Below are 13,933 nucleotides of genomic sequence, written 5' to 3'. Positions count from 1 at the left end.
GTTTATTGCTTCTTTTATTTTGAAGCGAAAAATAAAACAGACCCGATATTACCAAAGGTGGGGCAGGGATCAACAAAAAAGCCCCTAAACGGGGCTTTTTTGGACGAAAAATTGATTTGACCACATATTATTGTTGGTTCTCTTTCTCCGTAAAGATGCCTGCAAATAGGGCTGTACTTAGGTAACGTTCGCCAGAGCTTGGCAGTACGGTGACAATGGTTTTTCCTGAAAATTCAGGTAGTTCCGCGATTCTGTTCGCCGCTACTACCGCTGCGCCAGATGAGATTCCCGCAAGAATACCTTCTTCTTTCATTAGGCGTTGAGCCATCTCAATCGCTTCTTCAGAAGTTACTGGCTCTACACGGTCGATAAGGTCTAAATCTAGGTTTCCAGGGATAAAGCCTGCACCAATACCTTGGATTTTGTGTGGAGCTGGTTTGATTTCTTCGCCAGCAAGCGCTTGTGCAATCACTGGAGATTCTGCTGGTTCAACCGCTACTGAAGTGATCGCTTTACCTTTCTCGCCTTTAATGTAACGGCTTGTACCAGTAAGCGTACCGCCGGTACCTACGCCAGCGACAAATACATCGATTTCGCCATCTGTTGCTTCCCAAATTTCAGGGCCAGTTGTCTTCTCGTGAATTTGTGGGTTAGCTGGGTTGTTGAATTGCTGAAGTAGCAGATACTTTTCTGGGTCTGAAGCGACAATTTCTTCTGCTTTAGCTATCGCGCCGTTCATGCCTTTTGGTGCTTCAGTCAGTACTAAGTTTGCACCTAGTGCTTTAAGCAACTTACGACGCTCTAGGCTCATTGACTCAGGCATCGTTAGCGTTAGCTGGTAACCGCGAGCGGCTGCTACGAATGCAAGAGCAACACCTGTATTACCACTGGTAGGTTCAACAAGCTCGATACCTGGTTTTAAAGTTCCTGCTTTTTCTGCTTCCCAGATCATGTTTGAACCGATACGACACTTAACGCTGAAGCTTGGGTTACGAGCTTCAATCTTAGCTAGAACGTTGCCTTTGCTTACTTTGTTAAGGCGGACTAGCGGTGTGTTACCAATCGTTAGGGTGTTATCTTCGTAGATCTTGCTCATGCGATATTCCTTCATTTAATGACAGAACTAAACGTAGTATATCAATCACTTTACCGTCTAGTGTCTTTCGATGTTTGTTTAGCTTGAATTTAGATTAAACAAGTTGAAAAAAAGGTAAAAGGATTAAAAAGTTATATCATATAGATATGTAGCAGAGTTCACGCCTATCTTTATTGTGTTCAGAACTTCAAAAAGATAGGCGTGTTAAAGAGAGAATGAAGGTTATAGACGAGAACGCAGAGCTTGGTCTTTAAACTCAGCAACCCACATTGCAGTAGCGCCGCAGACGGCAACGGGCATGACGATCAGATTTAAAATTGGAATCGTTGTGAAAACAGACACAAGTGCACCGAAGCTGTAGCTCTTACCTTGTTTTTGTTTCAAATTGTTTCTCATATCATCAAATTTGATTTTATGGTTATCAAATGGATAGTCGGCGTACTGGATCGCTAACATCCATGCTGTGAAAATGAACCATAAAAACGGTGCAACGGTTTGTCCCAGTGCTGGAATTAACAAAAGTAGGAATAAACCTATCGCTTTTGGCAGAATATAGACAAGCTTGCGCCATTCTCTCGCTAAAATACGTGGAGTATCTTTGAGTGCATCCAGCAAACCATCGTCATTCACTTTTTTGCCACTGAGCAGCTCTTCTACCTTTTCTGCGAGCAACCCATTGAAAGGTGCGGCAATGAAGTTAGCGAGCGTACTAAAGAAATACGAAAACGTGGCCAAGACGGTTAACACAAGTAGTGGCCATAGAATGTATGACAACCACGACAAAAAGCTTGGTAATGTGCCAATCCAGCCCTCAATCCAAGTGTTTAGGTTGGAGAAGATATAAAACAAGGCACCACCAACGAGTAACACGTTAGCAATAAGTGGCATTAGTACAAACTTACGAATGCTCGGCGACAAAGCGATTTTTATTCCGAAAATAAAATAGCCAAAGCCTGAGCGGGGAACAGATTCAATAGTCATATTTAAATTAGGTCACATGTGAATTTGGTTAAATAGCAAACATCCCTAGTGTACTAGACCGAAATTAAGAAAAAAAGCGTGGTGAAAATCACACCATGTAAGGAACTAATTGTATTAAGTTGTTCTAAAACAGTGGCTACTTTTGATAGAGTAGTGAGATTAGCCAAATTAACCCAACTTAGTGACAGCGTGTTTATAGCTAGTCGACTAAGAAAGCTGAGAGCGAAAAATGCAGGAATTGCGATTTGTACTCATTATTGTTGGCGCATTAGCTATCGCCGCATTATTGTTCCATGGTCTATGGACGAGTAAAAAAGAAGGGAAAGCAAAGTTTGGAGATAAGCCGCTTGGTAAGCTTGATAACGACAGCTTAGATGAAGCAGAAACGATCCCAAACCGTTCATTCGCCCCAGAAGATGATTTTGAGATAATCCGAAAAGAGCGTAAAGAGCCGGATTTTGCAGTCTCACCATCTGAGACTGATCCGCTGATTGACTCAGATCCACTTACTGCGCCACAAACGAAAGAAGTTATCGAAGACGACATCGAATTGAATGATCTTCCTTCTTTCAGTGTTAAAGAAGAACCAGTTCAGATCGAGAGTGAACCTGAAGACATACAAGAGGCCACTGAACCAGAGGTTCCAAGCTTTGAATTGACTGACGAGCAAAAAGAAAGTCATGCTGGTTTTCAAGAGCAGTACGGTTCGTTTGAAGAAGCTTCTGATTCGGTTACCGAGCCACTCGTTCCTAGTGAATCATTGACGCCAAGTGAACCGCTTGTTTCGAAAGAGGTCGTTGCTCCACAAAGCGCCGCGCCTGTTGAAGAAGCTAAGCCAGATGAAGAACTTGGCTTAGAAGTGATTGTTCTTAATGTTCACTGTGCTGGAGAGATCCCGTTTGTAGGGACTGAACTTTTCCGTAGTATGGAGAATAACGGCCTAACTTATGGTGAGATGTCTATCTACCATTGCTTTGCACAATCTAGCGATGAGCCAAAAGTTATTTTTAGTGTTGCGAACATGATGCAGCCCGGAACTCTAGAACATGATGATCCCGCCGACTTTACAACGAAAGGTATTTCGTTCTTCATGACGCTGCCTTGTTACGGTCAAGCTGATCAGAACTTCAATGTAATGCTGAGTGCAGCTCAGAAAATTGCTGATGATATGGGCGGAAACGTTTTGGACGAGTCACGTAACTTAATGACGCCCAATCGTTTGTCAGACTGCCGCAAGCAAATCAGAGACTTTATGACGGCTACGAATGCCTAGCCGTATTGTTTAGCCTTGTAAATAATCTATATTTATAGAAAAGGGCTCCTAAGGGAGCCCTTTTTGATATTTCAATCACGACAGAGAATGATATGAAAGAATCGATTCAAGTTACCTTAGAGCAGTTAAGAGAAACTCTGCACTATCATGCCGTTCGTTATTACGTAGAAGATAGCCCTGAGATCCCTGATGTCGAGTACGATCGATTAATGCAACAGTTGCTAAAGATCGAAGAAGAGAACCCGGAGCTAGTGACGGTAGATTCTCCGAGCCAACGTGTCGGTGGTCAGCCTCTCGATGGTTTCACTCAAGTGACTCATGAGATCCCGATGCTTTCTCTGGATAATGCATTCTCTGATGAAGATTTAGATGCGTTCAATAAGCGAATGTCTGATAGAGCGCCAATGGCCAATCTTAAGACTTTCTGTTGTGAGCCTAAGCTTGATGGCTTAGCGGTAAGCCTACTCTATGTAAATGGCACCTTAGTTCAGGCAGCAACGCGTGGTGATGGCGCTACTGGCGAAAACATCACAGAAAACGTACGAACGATCAGCTCTATTCCACTTAAGTTGCAAGGCGAAGGTTGGCCACAACGGATTGAGGTTCGTGGTGAAGTGTTTATGCCCAAAGCAGGCTTCGATAAGCTGAATGAGATGGCATTGAAGAAGGGCGACAAAGTTTTTGTTAACCCACGCAATGCCGCTGCAGGTAGTTTACGTCAGCTTGATTCTCGCATTACAGCGAAACGTCCATTAGCTTTTTACGCTTACAGTGTCGGTGTTGTGCAAGGGGCTGAGCTTTCAAATAGCCACTATCAACGCTTCTTGCAGCTGAAAGGCTGGGGTTTGCCAATGTGTCCTGAAACTAAGCAGCTAAGCTCGCTTGAGGACGTAAAAGCGTACTATCAAGATATTATGAATCGTCGTGATGCACTGGCTTATGAGATTGACGGTGTGGTGATTAAGGTTGATGACATTGCCGCACAAGTGACTCTAGGCTTTGTTGCGCGAGCGCCTCGTTGGGCTATTGCATACAAGTTTCCTGCTCAAGAAGAGATTACGTTACTTAACGATGTTGAGTTTCAGGTGGGTCGTACAGGTGCAATTACGCCGGTGGCTAAACTAGAACCTATCTTTGTTGGTGGTGTGACGGTAAGCAATGCCACGTTGCACAACGCTGATGAGATTGCTCGCTTAGGTGTGAAGGTAGGCGATAGCGTGATTATCCGTCGTGCTGGTGACGTTATCCCTCAAATTGTGGCTGTGGTACTCGATCGTCGTCCTGAGTCGGTAAAAGATATTGTATTCCCTGATGCTTGCCCTGTATGTAACTCTGCAGTAGAGCGCGTTGAGGGAGAGGCTGTAGCGCGTTGTACTGGTGGCTTAGTCTGTCAGGCACAGCGTAAAGAAGCGCTTAAGCACTTTGTGTCTAGAAAGGCTCTGGATGTTGATGGTCTTGGCGTAAAAGTGATAGAGCAGCTTGTAGACCGTGAAATGGTAGAAACTCCAGCCGATCTCTTTAAGTTAAGCGCTGGCGTGATTACGGTTCTTGACCGTATGGGGCCTAAATCGGCACAGAATGTAGTGAGTGCGCTGAATAAAGCCAAAGACACTACATTAGCCCGTTTTCTTTATTCTTTAGGGATTCGCGAAGTGGGTGAAGCGACGGCTATGAACTTAGCTCAGCACTTTAAGACGTTGGAGTTGGTTCAAGCTGCCACTCATGAGCAGTTGGTTGAAGTGTCAGATATTGGCGACATCGTAGCAAGTCACCTCACAAGCTTCTTCTCGCAGGAGAAAAACAGAGCCGTAGTCGAACAGTTGCTAGAGCTTGGTGTTAACTGGCCTACAATCGAAGCTGTTGCAGATGACCAAGAGCTACCGTTAGAAGGCAAAGTGGTCGTGTTGACGGGCTCACTGTCTAAATTAGGACGCAGTGAAGCGAAAGCCGCTTTGCAGGCTTTAGGCGCAAAAGTGACTGGTAGCGTGTCTAAGAAAACGGATATCTTATTCGCTGGTGAAGCTGCGGGTTCTAAACTGACTAAAGCACAAGATTTAGGTATCGAAATAAGAACAGAAGAAGATCTAATTGCACTTATTTCGTAAGTAAACCAAGGTAAAAAAAGCTCAAAAGCACTCCTTTAAAGGGAGTGCTTTTTTTGTATCTGCTACAAATTAGATGCCTTTTTAATTGTTGAGAATTTTGTTCCTATACGAACTCTAAAATCAGGACAGTGACGCTGCTCAACATTAATGAAATACCATGGAGGTTGTATTGAAAATGCGAGTCACTTCTATGTTTATAAGGGTTAAGTTTATTTAAGTTATTGATATTTATTGTTTTTGTTGTTTATGGTTGTGAGCTTTACAATTTATCGATCTGGATCACTAAGTACCTACTAAATTTGCACCAACTCATATTTTTTTAGATGAAAATTAAGTTCTCATTGATCTTTTTGAGGGCGAAGTTAGTCTTAATGCCATGGATGCACACGATGTGCATAACCAGAAAGGAAATAGAGAATTCAGAGTTTAGGGTTCTCAAACAAGAAAAGGTATTTCTCTCTACGGCGGCCAACTTTAGGCGGGGAATATTCAAACAGCTATATCCATTTTTAGGAGTTTTATTCCATGGAAAACAAATTTTTCAAACGTACTCTACTAGGTGCATCCGTTGCACTTTTATCGACAGGCGTAATGGCAAAAGAAGTTGGTATCAACTCTGACTTCAACGTTGACGTATACGGTGTTGCAGCAATCTCTTTAGTTAACTACAACACAACAGACAACAACGATACTGGCAAAGGTTATTCAGTTGAGAATGAATCTCGTATCGGATTCCGTGCTCATAAAGAGATGTTTGATGACGTATTAATCACAATGCAGATTGAATCTGGTTACGTAGATAGCACAGACTGGTCTCACGGTGGCGTTTCAGGTGGTGTGCTTGGTTTCCGTGATACGTTCGTTGGCGCTTCTGGCTCTTGGGGTAACCTACGTGTGGGTCGTGTTCTTACGCCACTATACGAAATCGTCGATTGGCCATTCTCTAACCCTGGTCTAGGTTCTGTATTCGATTGGGGCGGCATCAATGGTCACTACGATCGTCAATCTAACCAAGTACGTTACGATTCAGCTAAATTTGGTGGTTTCTCTTTTGCAGCTTCTGTTGGTCGTGATGATGGAAATAATGGTGGTGGTGATGACAATATAACTCGTGATGCACAGTTCTTTGGTGCAAGTGCGAAGTACAGTTTCGAAAAAATCACATTCATGGGTGCGGTTGAATCTGGTACTCGTGTAGTTGATACAAAAGGCGGCGATTGGTCTCTTGATGAAAATGGTCAACCAGTACAAGCTCCAGTAGAACCTGGTTATGATGACGATACTTTCGCATACATCGTTGGTTTTGAAGCTAGCTTACCTGCTGGCTTCGGTATCGCTGCAGCATATAAAGGCGAAGAGTTAGATAGTCAATATCGTAAAGTTACTCAAGATTCTTACTCAATCATTGGTCAATACTGGAATGGTCCAATCGGTTTCAAACTAGGTTACGCAGCGAACCTTGAATCTGAGACAGATGGCTCTAAAGATGCAAACTCTGACAGCAACACTATCTCTGGTCAGCTAATGGCTGTTCACAACGGTTTTGTACCTTACCTACGTGTAGCGGGTCGTACTGTTGGTGATGCTGATACAGATATCGTAACTCGCGTTGGTCTTGAGTACGGTTTCTAAGCTAAAGTTGTCAGCTTAAAAATAGTTAAATAAAATCAAAACGCTGGTAAATTATTTTGCCAGCGTTTTTCCATAGTGAACATAAGGAATTAGTCATAATGAATAAAGTTAGTGTAGTTGTATTATCATTATTTTTGGGAGCTTGTAGTTCACTCGATTCAAAAAGTAATTTTGCAGATTCAGTGGCGGATGTGCAGCCTAAAGGCGGTTATATTCAGGTTACTGGACAATCTTACGTTGCGGAAAGTAAAGCGAATGTAGGAGCAGACATCCTGAAATCGTCACTCTACTTTACGTACAACAAAGAAGTAACACAGAACTCGGCTCCAGAATCTTCAATCATCATGGATGTTAGCTACTTCCAGAGCTATAAAGAATATGAAACAGTTAGCTTCCTAGGTAAGACGCTTGAGCTAGAAGATAGACAAGTACCAAGAGAGAGTTGCAGCGAGCATTGTACTAAGACTCAATATATTAAATTTCCATTAAGCGAAGCTGATATTCAGCAGGCAAGAGAAAAGAACTTAGAGTTTACACTTGATGGACAAAACTCAGTAATGAGTACAACTTTCATTGTGCCGAAAGCGTATATCGACACGATCTACAACGGCGCAAATAATCATACTGCGATCGCGGTTGCCCCAGTATCGGTAGCTGTAGCAGCGGTTGTTGCTGAAGAACCAAAAGCTTCTCAAGCTCAAGAGATGGTTAACTACTGGTATGGACAAGCAACAAAAGAAGAGCAGTCTGCAGTGACAGATTGGGCATTCAAAAATCGTAAGAACGCTTCTCCAGCATCAATTGAAGGCTCAAAAGAAATCGAGATGGTTTCATATTGGTTCAATAAGCTAGACAGTGAAGAAAAATCTCAAACTATGATTTGGCTGTTAGAGCAAGAGTAAGCCTCTAACGTAAGTCTCTAGCTATGTTTTTCAACCGCAGTATTGTATAACAGCAGTACTGCGGTTTTTCGTTTTAGACCGGCTCTTTGTTTTAGGTAACGTTTGAATTATAGGTAATAGAGTGAATATTGGTGAAGTAGCTAAACGTGTTGGTACAACAGCGAAATCCATTCGCTTTTACGAAAGTAAAGGCATGATGAGTCCACCACACCGATCCGAAAATGGTTACAGGCAATACGGCGATATTCATATCGAACAGTTAGAGTTCGTACTGAGAGCTAAAATGGTTGGATTCACTCTCGATGAGTGTAAGTCGCTTGTCGAGTTGGCAATGAATCCGAACAGGCAAAGCTACGAAGTAAAGAAGAAGGCCACTCAGAAGTTAGATGAAATTGAATTGAAACTTGCTGAGTTAAATAAAATGAAGGCTCAGTTACAGTCTTGGGTGCATGATTGCCCGGGAGATGCTTCAAACGAATGCCCAATTTTGAACAATTTGTTAGGCCGAAAATAACATATTTTTTTAAAGCTCGCCAAGCAATCAAATAGTGTGTCAGGCAACAAAGAATATTACTTGCCTGACATTAGTTACCTATCAAAGTACCTTTCCGCCATAGTGTTTGCAGATTAAGAGTGGCACATGAGTGACCGCGTTTCCATCTGAACACTTAACAATAGGCCCCATGTTTCCGTTACCTGGAGACTGACTGCTCGCCAGAGCGCTTCCGAATGTTAAGCTGAAAATAGCCGTTAGAATTATTAAAAGATGTCTCATACAAACTCCATTAGGTTTATCTCTAGTTGAGATAATTGAAAGTATGGACAAGGAAAAGAAAATTTCAAAAATTGGACGGACTTAACATTTTTAATAATTATAATTAAGGGAGAGTAAGGTTAACTATTCATATATATTTTGGATAAGAAAACTGTCTTTCTTATATCTTTTTAGCTCAATCAAACTTTTTAGCTTTACGAAATAAGAACTTATTTTTTTTTCAATTCAATCTATCACAATGATAATTCGAATGTTCTTTGCTCTCTAAAGTTATTAAAGCCTACATTTATCGATAATGTAGGCCTAATATGCCAATTAGCTATAAAGGCTGGATTATTAGAATTATTCCGTCTAATGCCACAATCTTAATTTCTGTGCCTGATGGAATATCTTGGCTAGCTCTTGCTGACCAAGAAGAGTCTCCTACCTTAATTCGGCAGTTACCTCTTTTTACCTCTTCGGTAAGAAAAACAGTTTGCCCTACAAGTTGTTTTTCTCTTTGATTTAGCTCTCGCCCTGCGTCTGACTGCTTGTCATTAGAGAGTTGTCTTCTCCACCACAACCAAGTGGTGATGAGCGAGAAGCTAGCGAATGATAGCCATTGCATCTGCCAACCCAGCGGTAATGCACCCAAAAGAGCCCCGACGAGCATGGCTGATATACCAATCCAAAGAAAGTAACCAGCCGTTCCGATAAGCTCAAGAGCCAATAGTGCTAGACCAAACGCCAACCAATGCCAGTGGTTTACTTGTTCTAGTAATTCGACCATAAGTTAGTCCTTACTGCCTTTGTCATTGCTTTGTGCAAACATCTCGGCGATGCCTGCGACTGAGCCCATTAGCCCTGTCGCCTCTAACGGTAACATAATGATCTTGCCGTTTTCAGCTTGGCCAATAGACTTCAGTGCGTCGGTGTAACCTTGTGCAATAAAGTAATTGACCGCTTGCATGTCACCTTGAGCGATGGCCGTCGACACCATTTCTGTCGCTTTAGCTTCTGCTTCTGCTGCACGCTCACGAGCTTCTGCTTGCAGGATGGCTGCTTGCTTTTGACCTTCCGCTTTTAAGATTTCTGATTGCTTATGACCTTCCGCTTTTAGGATCTCAGCTTGTCTTACACCTTCAGCCGATAAAATGTCGGCACGTTTGTTTCGCTCAGCTTTCATCTGGGCATTCATTGCGGCGGTTAAATCAGCTGGTGGCTGTACATCTTTGATTTCGATACGAGTAACTTTTACGCCCCATGGGTTGGTTGCTTCATCCACGATATTTAGCAGCTTGGTATTGATCATGTCACGCTGGCTAAGCATTTCATCCAGCTCCATAGAGCCAAGTACAGTACGGATATTGGTGAGGGTTAAATTACGGATCGCATGCTCAAGGTCATTGACTTCATAAGCCGCTTTCGGTGCATCGATAACTTGTACGAAGCAAACTGCATCAATCATGACATTAGCATTATCTTTGGAGATGACTTCTTGAGCTGGGATATCGAGAACTCGTTCCATCATACTGATGCGTTGTCCGACTTTATCGATAAATGGAATGATCAGGTTTAGGCCTGGTTTGAGGGTCTGTGTATAGCGGCCAAAGCGTTCTACGGTCCAGTTATTGCCCTGTGGAACGGTTTTGACACCAGCGAAAATGAACAGTAGTGCGACGACAGTAAAGACGCCAATAGTAATCAATGTATCAATAGCCATACAAAATCCTTTGCAAGTTTAAGTTTTTGATAGTTCACTATTGATACTGGCTCATATTTAAATTCTGAGCAAATTTATAAACGAGAAATGGGCCATAAAATATTGATTTTATGGCCCATTTTATATTGTTTCATTCGATAAACTAATTGATTGAATTGTCAGTTTTCGATGTTTAATCTAACGATTTTAGGGTTTTGTTAGTAAAGCAGAGAGTACAGTTGTCGACGGTACTTACTGGCAACTGGGTTTCCTTGCCCAAGCGCACTTAAGATGTCCATGAACTCTTTTTTCATATCGCCATCGCAAGCATTTAGATCTTTTGCTAGGAAAGACCACAACAGCTCCATCGCTTCTTCGTTGCGGTTCACTTGGTGATATTGTAATGCTAACTCAGAGGCAGTCTTAGCATCATTCGGGTCTTGCTGCAGAGCGGTTTCTAATGCCTGTATTTCAGGGCTGTCTGCTGCTTGCTTGTGAAGTTCAAGTTTCGCGACTAAGCCTTTGTAGTAGTTGTCTTGGTACTCTAGAGGAATGGTGGCTAGTTGAGTTTCAGCAAGATCAAACTGTTGCGTTTCTAACAAACACTCTGCAATCGCCAGTTTTACTTCGCCTTTGTTTGTTAGCGCAGCTGGAAGTTGTTGCATTGCTGCCAGTGCTTGTGTGTGCTCACCTGCTTGCATTTGCTCTAGAGCTTGACGTAATGCAAGTTCATCTTGGCTAGGAAGGTGCTTGTTTAGCATTTCAACAATGGCTTCTAAGCTCTGAGGGCCACCAAGCCCATCGACAGGCTGACCGTTAACAAACAGTGCAATAGTCGGTAGTGCTTGAACCCCAAATTGGCTAGCAATGGCTTGCTCTTGCTCGCAGTTCAATAGGGCTAGGGTGAAAGCGCCATTGTATTGCTGAGTTAATGTTTGCAGTTCAGGAATGACTTGGGCGCTCTCTTGGCTCATTGGTGCCCAAAATTGGATGAGTACAGGGGTCTGCATCGAACCTTCTAATACTTGACGAAAGTTCTGCTCATTAAGTTCAACAATATGCGGAGATTGCATTTACGTTCCTTGAGGTTTGTTTATGGATACGTTGCAAATATGGGGGGATAAGTCGGTAACTTCAAGATCTAACTGGGGTATCTCAGATAAAAAGAGACAAAAATAAAAAAACGCTATGCTTCGATGTTGGTAGGATGTTTATCTCTACATAGAAGGCATAGCGTAATCATTGAGGTGGTCAGTGAGATATTGCGTGAGATACTCAAAACAGAATAAACAACGTAATCGCCACACTCACACCTACCCAATTAAGGCGGTTTAAAGTCATGAAATATCCAGATTAGATTCACCAATTGGGAGTAATTGATGAGATAGGATAAATCATGACATCTTATTGTTACGGAAAAATTACATCGTTACATTAAAGTTTGCGACTGTGCATTCAAAGTTAGAAAATTATGCAGCTTTTCTCAAAATAGGGTCTAGCAAGCGACTCGGTAGAATCCTTTTCAATACCGCGAACACTTTAGTCGGGGTCGTAACTCGGTATCTTAGCTTTGGTTTCTCTGCGGTGAGTGCGTGATAAACTGGCTCAACACAACTTTCAGGCGGAAGAACAAAAGCGTTGTTCGATGATTCTTTTTCGAGTCGGTCTTTTTGTTGTTGATAAGCTTCTTGATGAGCGCTGCCAGCAATGGTGATCCATTTATTGAAGGCTTTCAGGGCATTATTTCTAAATTGGGTTTCTATTGGACCTGGCTGCAATAACGAGATATGAATACCGCTGCCATGCAGTTCTAAACGTAACGTATCTGTCCAGCCTTCTAGCGCGAACTTTGAAGCGTTGTAAGCGCCACGATATTTCATTGCGGCAAAACCTAATACGGAACTGTTTTGCACTATTCGGCCTTCACCGCGTTCGCGCATGTGCGGGAGGATCTGACAAACAAGGTGATGCCAACCAAAGAAGTTGGTTTCGAATTGCTCCCTGAGCCCCTGGGTAGGTAAGTCTTCTAGCGCGCCTGCTTGACCGTAAGCGCCGTTATTGAATAACCCATACAATCCGTTAGGTGCGAGTGCAATGGCAAGCTTGGCGCTATTCTCGATACTTTCTTGGTTGGAAAGATCTAATTGAATACAAGTGAGGCCTTCATCTTGAAGGCGTTGAACATCTTGTGGGTCACGGCAAGATGCAATGACATGAAAGCCACGTTTTTGAAGTGCATGAGCACATGTATAGCCAATGCCTGTTGAGCAACCAGTGATAAGAATCGACTTGTTCACACTTAATCCTTTATTAGAGTCTCTGTCGCTTTAGAGTAAAGAATTAGTCTTGATGTTGTAACAAGTTTTTTAGTGCCGGTTCGATTCTTGAGTAACTAAAGATAAATCCCATTTCAGTGAGCTTCTTTGGTTTGGAACGAATGCTGTCAAAGAGCAGACAAGACGATTCACCCATCAGAAGCGACATTGCCCATTTAGGCGTGAACAAGAAATGAGGTCGGCGTAGTTGTTTGGCGAGTGTGCTGCTGAACAGTTTGTTGGTGACAGGGTGCGGGGCACACATATTAAATTCCCCTTGAGCGTGAGGCATCGACAATAAGTGGTTGATGGCTCTCACCATATCTAGCATGTGAATCCAAGGCATGTACTGTTCGCCTGAACCAAGTGGCCCGCCTACTCCGAGTTTGTACGGCATTAGCATCTTTTTGAGCGCACCGCCATTTTCACCTAACACAATCCCCGTTCTTAGTAGTATCACACGCGTCTCATCGGATTGGGCTCTCTTGGCTATCTCTTCCCAATGAGCGCAAACTTTATGAGGAAAACTTTCGTCTTCTACTTGTAGTGATTCATCAAATGGGTGTTGCTGTTGATCGCCATAGTAACCTACAGCCGAACCGCTAATGAAAGCCTCCGGAGGGTTGCTACTGGCATGAATTAACTCGACCAGTTTTTCGGTAATGTGCCAGCGGCTATTGCAGATCCTCTCTTTTTGCTCCGCACTCCAACGCTTGTCAGCGATCGGTTCGCCAGCAAGATTGACCACAACATCGAAGTCATTGAGATCGCTGAGTTCATCAAGAGATTGAATGTAATGAAGGTTATTCTGGTTCAGATGATTTAGGTTTTGCTTCGCTTTTTCGGGGCTCCGCGTCAACAATGTCACGTCGTCAGTATTCCAACTTTTGACCAATTCAGAACCAATAAATCCCGTACCACCCGTTAACAATATCTTCATACCAATCTCCCTATTAAACATAATTATAGACATGGCTTGTTTTTGAACGCCAATCAATACGAAAAAATCACTATAACGATCAGTTGGTTTCAATCGTGTGATACCTAATTTACGCCTTATGCAATTTACTCAGGAGTGAAATTAAATCCACCTAGCTCGTTTGCAAACTAGGCAACTCTCGCTGAGCAACGCATCTTGAGGTTACTTGGGTATATACCGCTATCACATTTATG

12 protein-coding genes are annotated in these 13,933 nt (G+C 42.8%); 5 read left to right on the top strand and 7 right to left on the bottom strand.

The annotated features are described in order from the left end of the window. Positions 1-127 precede the first annotated feature (127 nt). Both cysK and cysZ read right to left on the bottom strand, forming a co-directional pair. On the bottom strand, positions 128-1,096 hold the full coding sequence (gene cysK, locus L3V36_RS14925; RefSeq protein ID WP_102576338.1) for a cysteine synthase A: 969 nt from the start codon (positions 1,094-1,096) through the stop codon (positions 128-130). Between the two features lie 222 nt (positions 1,097-1,318). Beyond that, positions 1,319-2,077, bottom strand: a complete 759-nt coding sequence (cysZ, locus tag L3V36_RS14920; protein ID WP_017085970.1) for a sulfate transporter CysZ — start codon at positions 2,075-2,077, stop codon at positions 1,319-1,321. Positions 2,078-2,306: 229 nt separating this feature from the next. On the opposite strand from cysZ, the gene zipA reads away from it, so the two are divergent. The 5 genes from zipA to cueR all read left to right on the top strand — a co-directional run bounded on the left by zipA (position 2,307) and on the right by cueR (position 8,503). Next, positions 2,307-3,350: a cell division protein ZipA gene (gene zipA / locus L3V36_RS14915; protein WP_017085969.1), complete on the top strand. Its 1,044-nt coding sequence runs from the start codon at positions 2,307-2,309 to the stop codon at positions 3,348-3,350. A 92-nt stretch (positions 3,351-3,442) separates the two neighbouring features. Further along, entirely contained in the window at positions 3,443-5,455 is a 2,013-nt protein-coding gene (gene ligA / locus L3V36_RS14910) for an NAD-dependent DNA ligase LigA (protein ID WP_102576337.1), read from the top strand. A gap of 525 nt (positions 5,456-5,980) precedes the next feature. Beyond that, complete coding sequence (locus L3V36_RS14905) at positions 5,981-7,087, top strand: porin (RefSeq protein WP_102495892.1); 1,107 nt, start codon at positions 5,981-5,983, stop codon at positions 7,085-7,087. 98 nt (positions 7,088-7,185) lie between these two features. Further along, positions 7,186-7,989, top strand: coding sequence for a DUF2057 family protein (locus L3V36_RS14900; protein ID WP_102576336.1), 804 nt, complete (start codon positions 7,186-7,188; stop codon positions 7,987-7,989). A gap of 121 nt (positions 7,990-8,110) precedes the next feature. After that, positions 8,111-8,503 carry a Cu(I)-responsive transcriptional regulator gene (cueR, locus tag L3V36_RS14895; protein ID WP_208774929.1) on the top strand — a complete coding sequence of 131 codons (393 nt, stop codon included), beginning with the start codon at positions 8,111-8,113 and terminating at the stop codon, positions 8,501-8,503. A gap of 580 nt (positions 8,504-9,083) precedes the next feature. Here the strand turns inward: cueR and L3V36_RS14890 are convergent. The 5 genes from L3V36_RS14890 to L3V36_RS14870 form a co-directional block, all read right to left on the bottom strand. After that, entirely contained in the window at positions 9,084-9,533 is a 450-nt protein-coding gene (locus tag L3V36_RS14890) for an NfeD family protein (RefSeq protein WP_208774931.1), read from the bottom strand. Positions 9,534-9,536: 3 nt separating this feature from the next. Then, complete coding sequence (locus tag L3V36_RS14885) at positions 9,537-10,466, bottom strand: SPFH domain-containing protein (protein WP_004734251.1); 930 nt, start codon at positions 10,464-10,466, stop codon at positions 9,537-9,539. A 197-nt stretch (positions 10,467-10,663) separates the two neighbouring features. Beyond that, the gene (locus tag L3V36_RS14880) at positions 10,664-11,518 is read right to left on the bottom strand and encodes a co-chaperone YbbN (RefSeq protein WP_065681336.1); all 855 of its coding nucleotides are present in this window, start codon (positions 11,516-11,518) and stop codon (positions 10,664-10,666) included. Positions 11,519-11,914: 396 nt separating this feature from the next. Continuing rightward, positions 11,915-12,742: an SDR family oxidoreductase gene (locus L3V36_RS14875; RefSeq protein WP_208774933.1), complete on the bottom strand. Its 828-nt coding sequence runs from the start codon at positions 12,740-12,742 to the stop codon at positions 11,915-11,917. Positions 12,743-12,785: 43 nt separating this feature from the next. Then, the gene (locus tag L3V36_RS14870) at positions 12,786-13,700 is read right to left on the bottom strand and encodes a TIGR01777 family oxidoreductase (protein WP_102482463.1); all 915 of its coding nucleotides are present in this window, start codon (positions 13,698-13,700) and stop codon (positions 12,786-12,788) included. Positions 13,701-13,933: the final 233 nt, after the last annotated feature.

The organism is Vibrio sp. G-C-1 (genome assembly GCF_021728015.1).
Taxonomy (GTDB): domain Bacteria; phylum Pseudomonadota; class Gammaproteobacteria; order Enterobacterales; family Vibrionaceae; genus Vibrio; species Vibrio splendidus.
Note: the sequence above shows the minus strand (reverse complement) of the source record. Positions and strands in the feature narration are given on the sequence as shown.

Excerpts from the sequence above, each read along its gene's own strand:
- cysK (WP_102576338.1), bottom strand. The coding sequence starts at position 1,096 with ATGAGCAAGATCTACGAAGATAACACCCTAACGATTGGTAACACACCG.
- cysZ (WP_017085970.1), bottom strand. The coding sequence starts at position 2,077 with ATGACTATTGAATCTGTTCCCCGCTCAGGCTTTGGCTATTTTATTTTC.
- zipA (WP_017085969.1), top strand. The coding sequence starts at position 2,307 with ATGCAGGAATTGCGATTTGTACTCATTATTGTTGGCGCATTAGCTATC.
- ligA (WP_102576337.1), top strand. The coding sequence starts at position 3,443 with ATGAAAGAATCGATTCAAGTTACCTTAGAGCAGTTAAGAGAAACTCTG.
- L3V36_RS14905 (WP_102495892.1), top strand. The coding sequence starts at position 5,981 with ATGGAAAACAAATTTTTCAAACGTACTCTACTAGGTGCATCCGTTGCA.
- L3V36_RS14900 (WP_102576336.1), top strand. The coding sequence starts at position 7,186 with ATGAATAAAGTTAGTGTAGTTGTATTATCATTATTTTTGGGAGCTTGT.
- L3V36_RS14890 (WP_208774931.1), bottom strand. The coding sequence starts at position 9,533 with ATGGTCGAATTACTAGAACAAGTAAACCACTGGCATTGGTTGGCGTTT.
- L3V36_RS14885 (WP_004734251.1), bottom strand. The coding sequence starts at position 10,466 with ATGGCTATTGATACATTGATTACTATTGGCGTCTTTACTGTCGTCGCA.
- L3V36_RS14880 (WP_065681336.1), bottom strand. The coding sequence starts at position 11,518 with ATGCAATCTCCGCATATTGTTGAACTTAATGAGCAGAACTTTCGTCAA.
- L3V36_RS14870 (WP_102482463.1), bottom strand. The coding sequence starts at position 13,700 with ATGAAGATATTGTTAACGGGTGGTACGGGATTTATTGGTTCTGAATTG.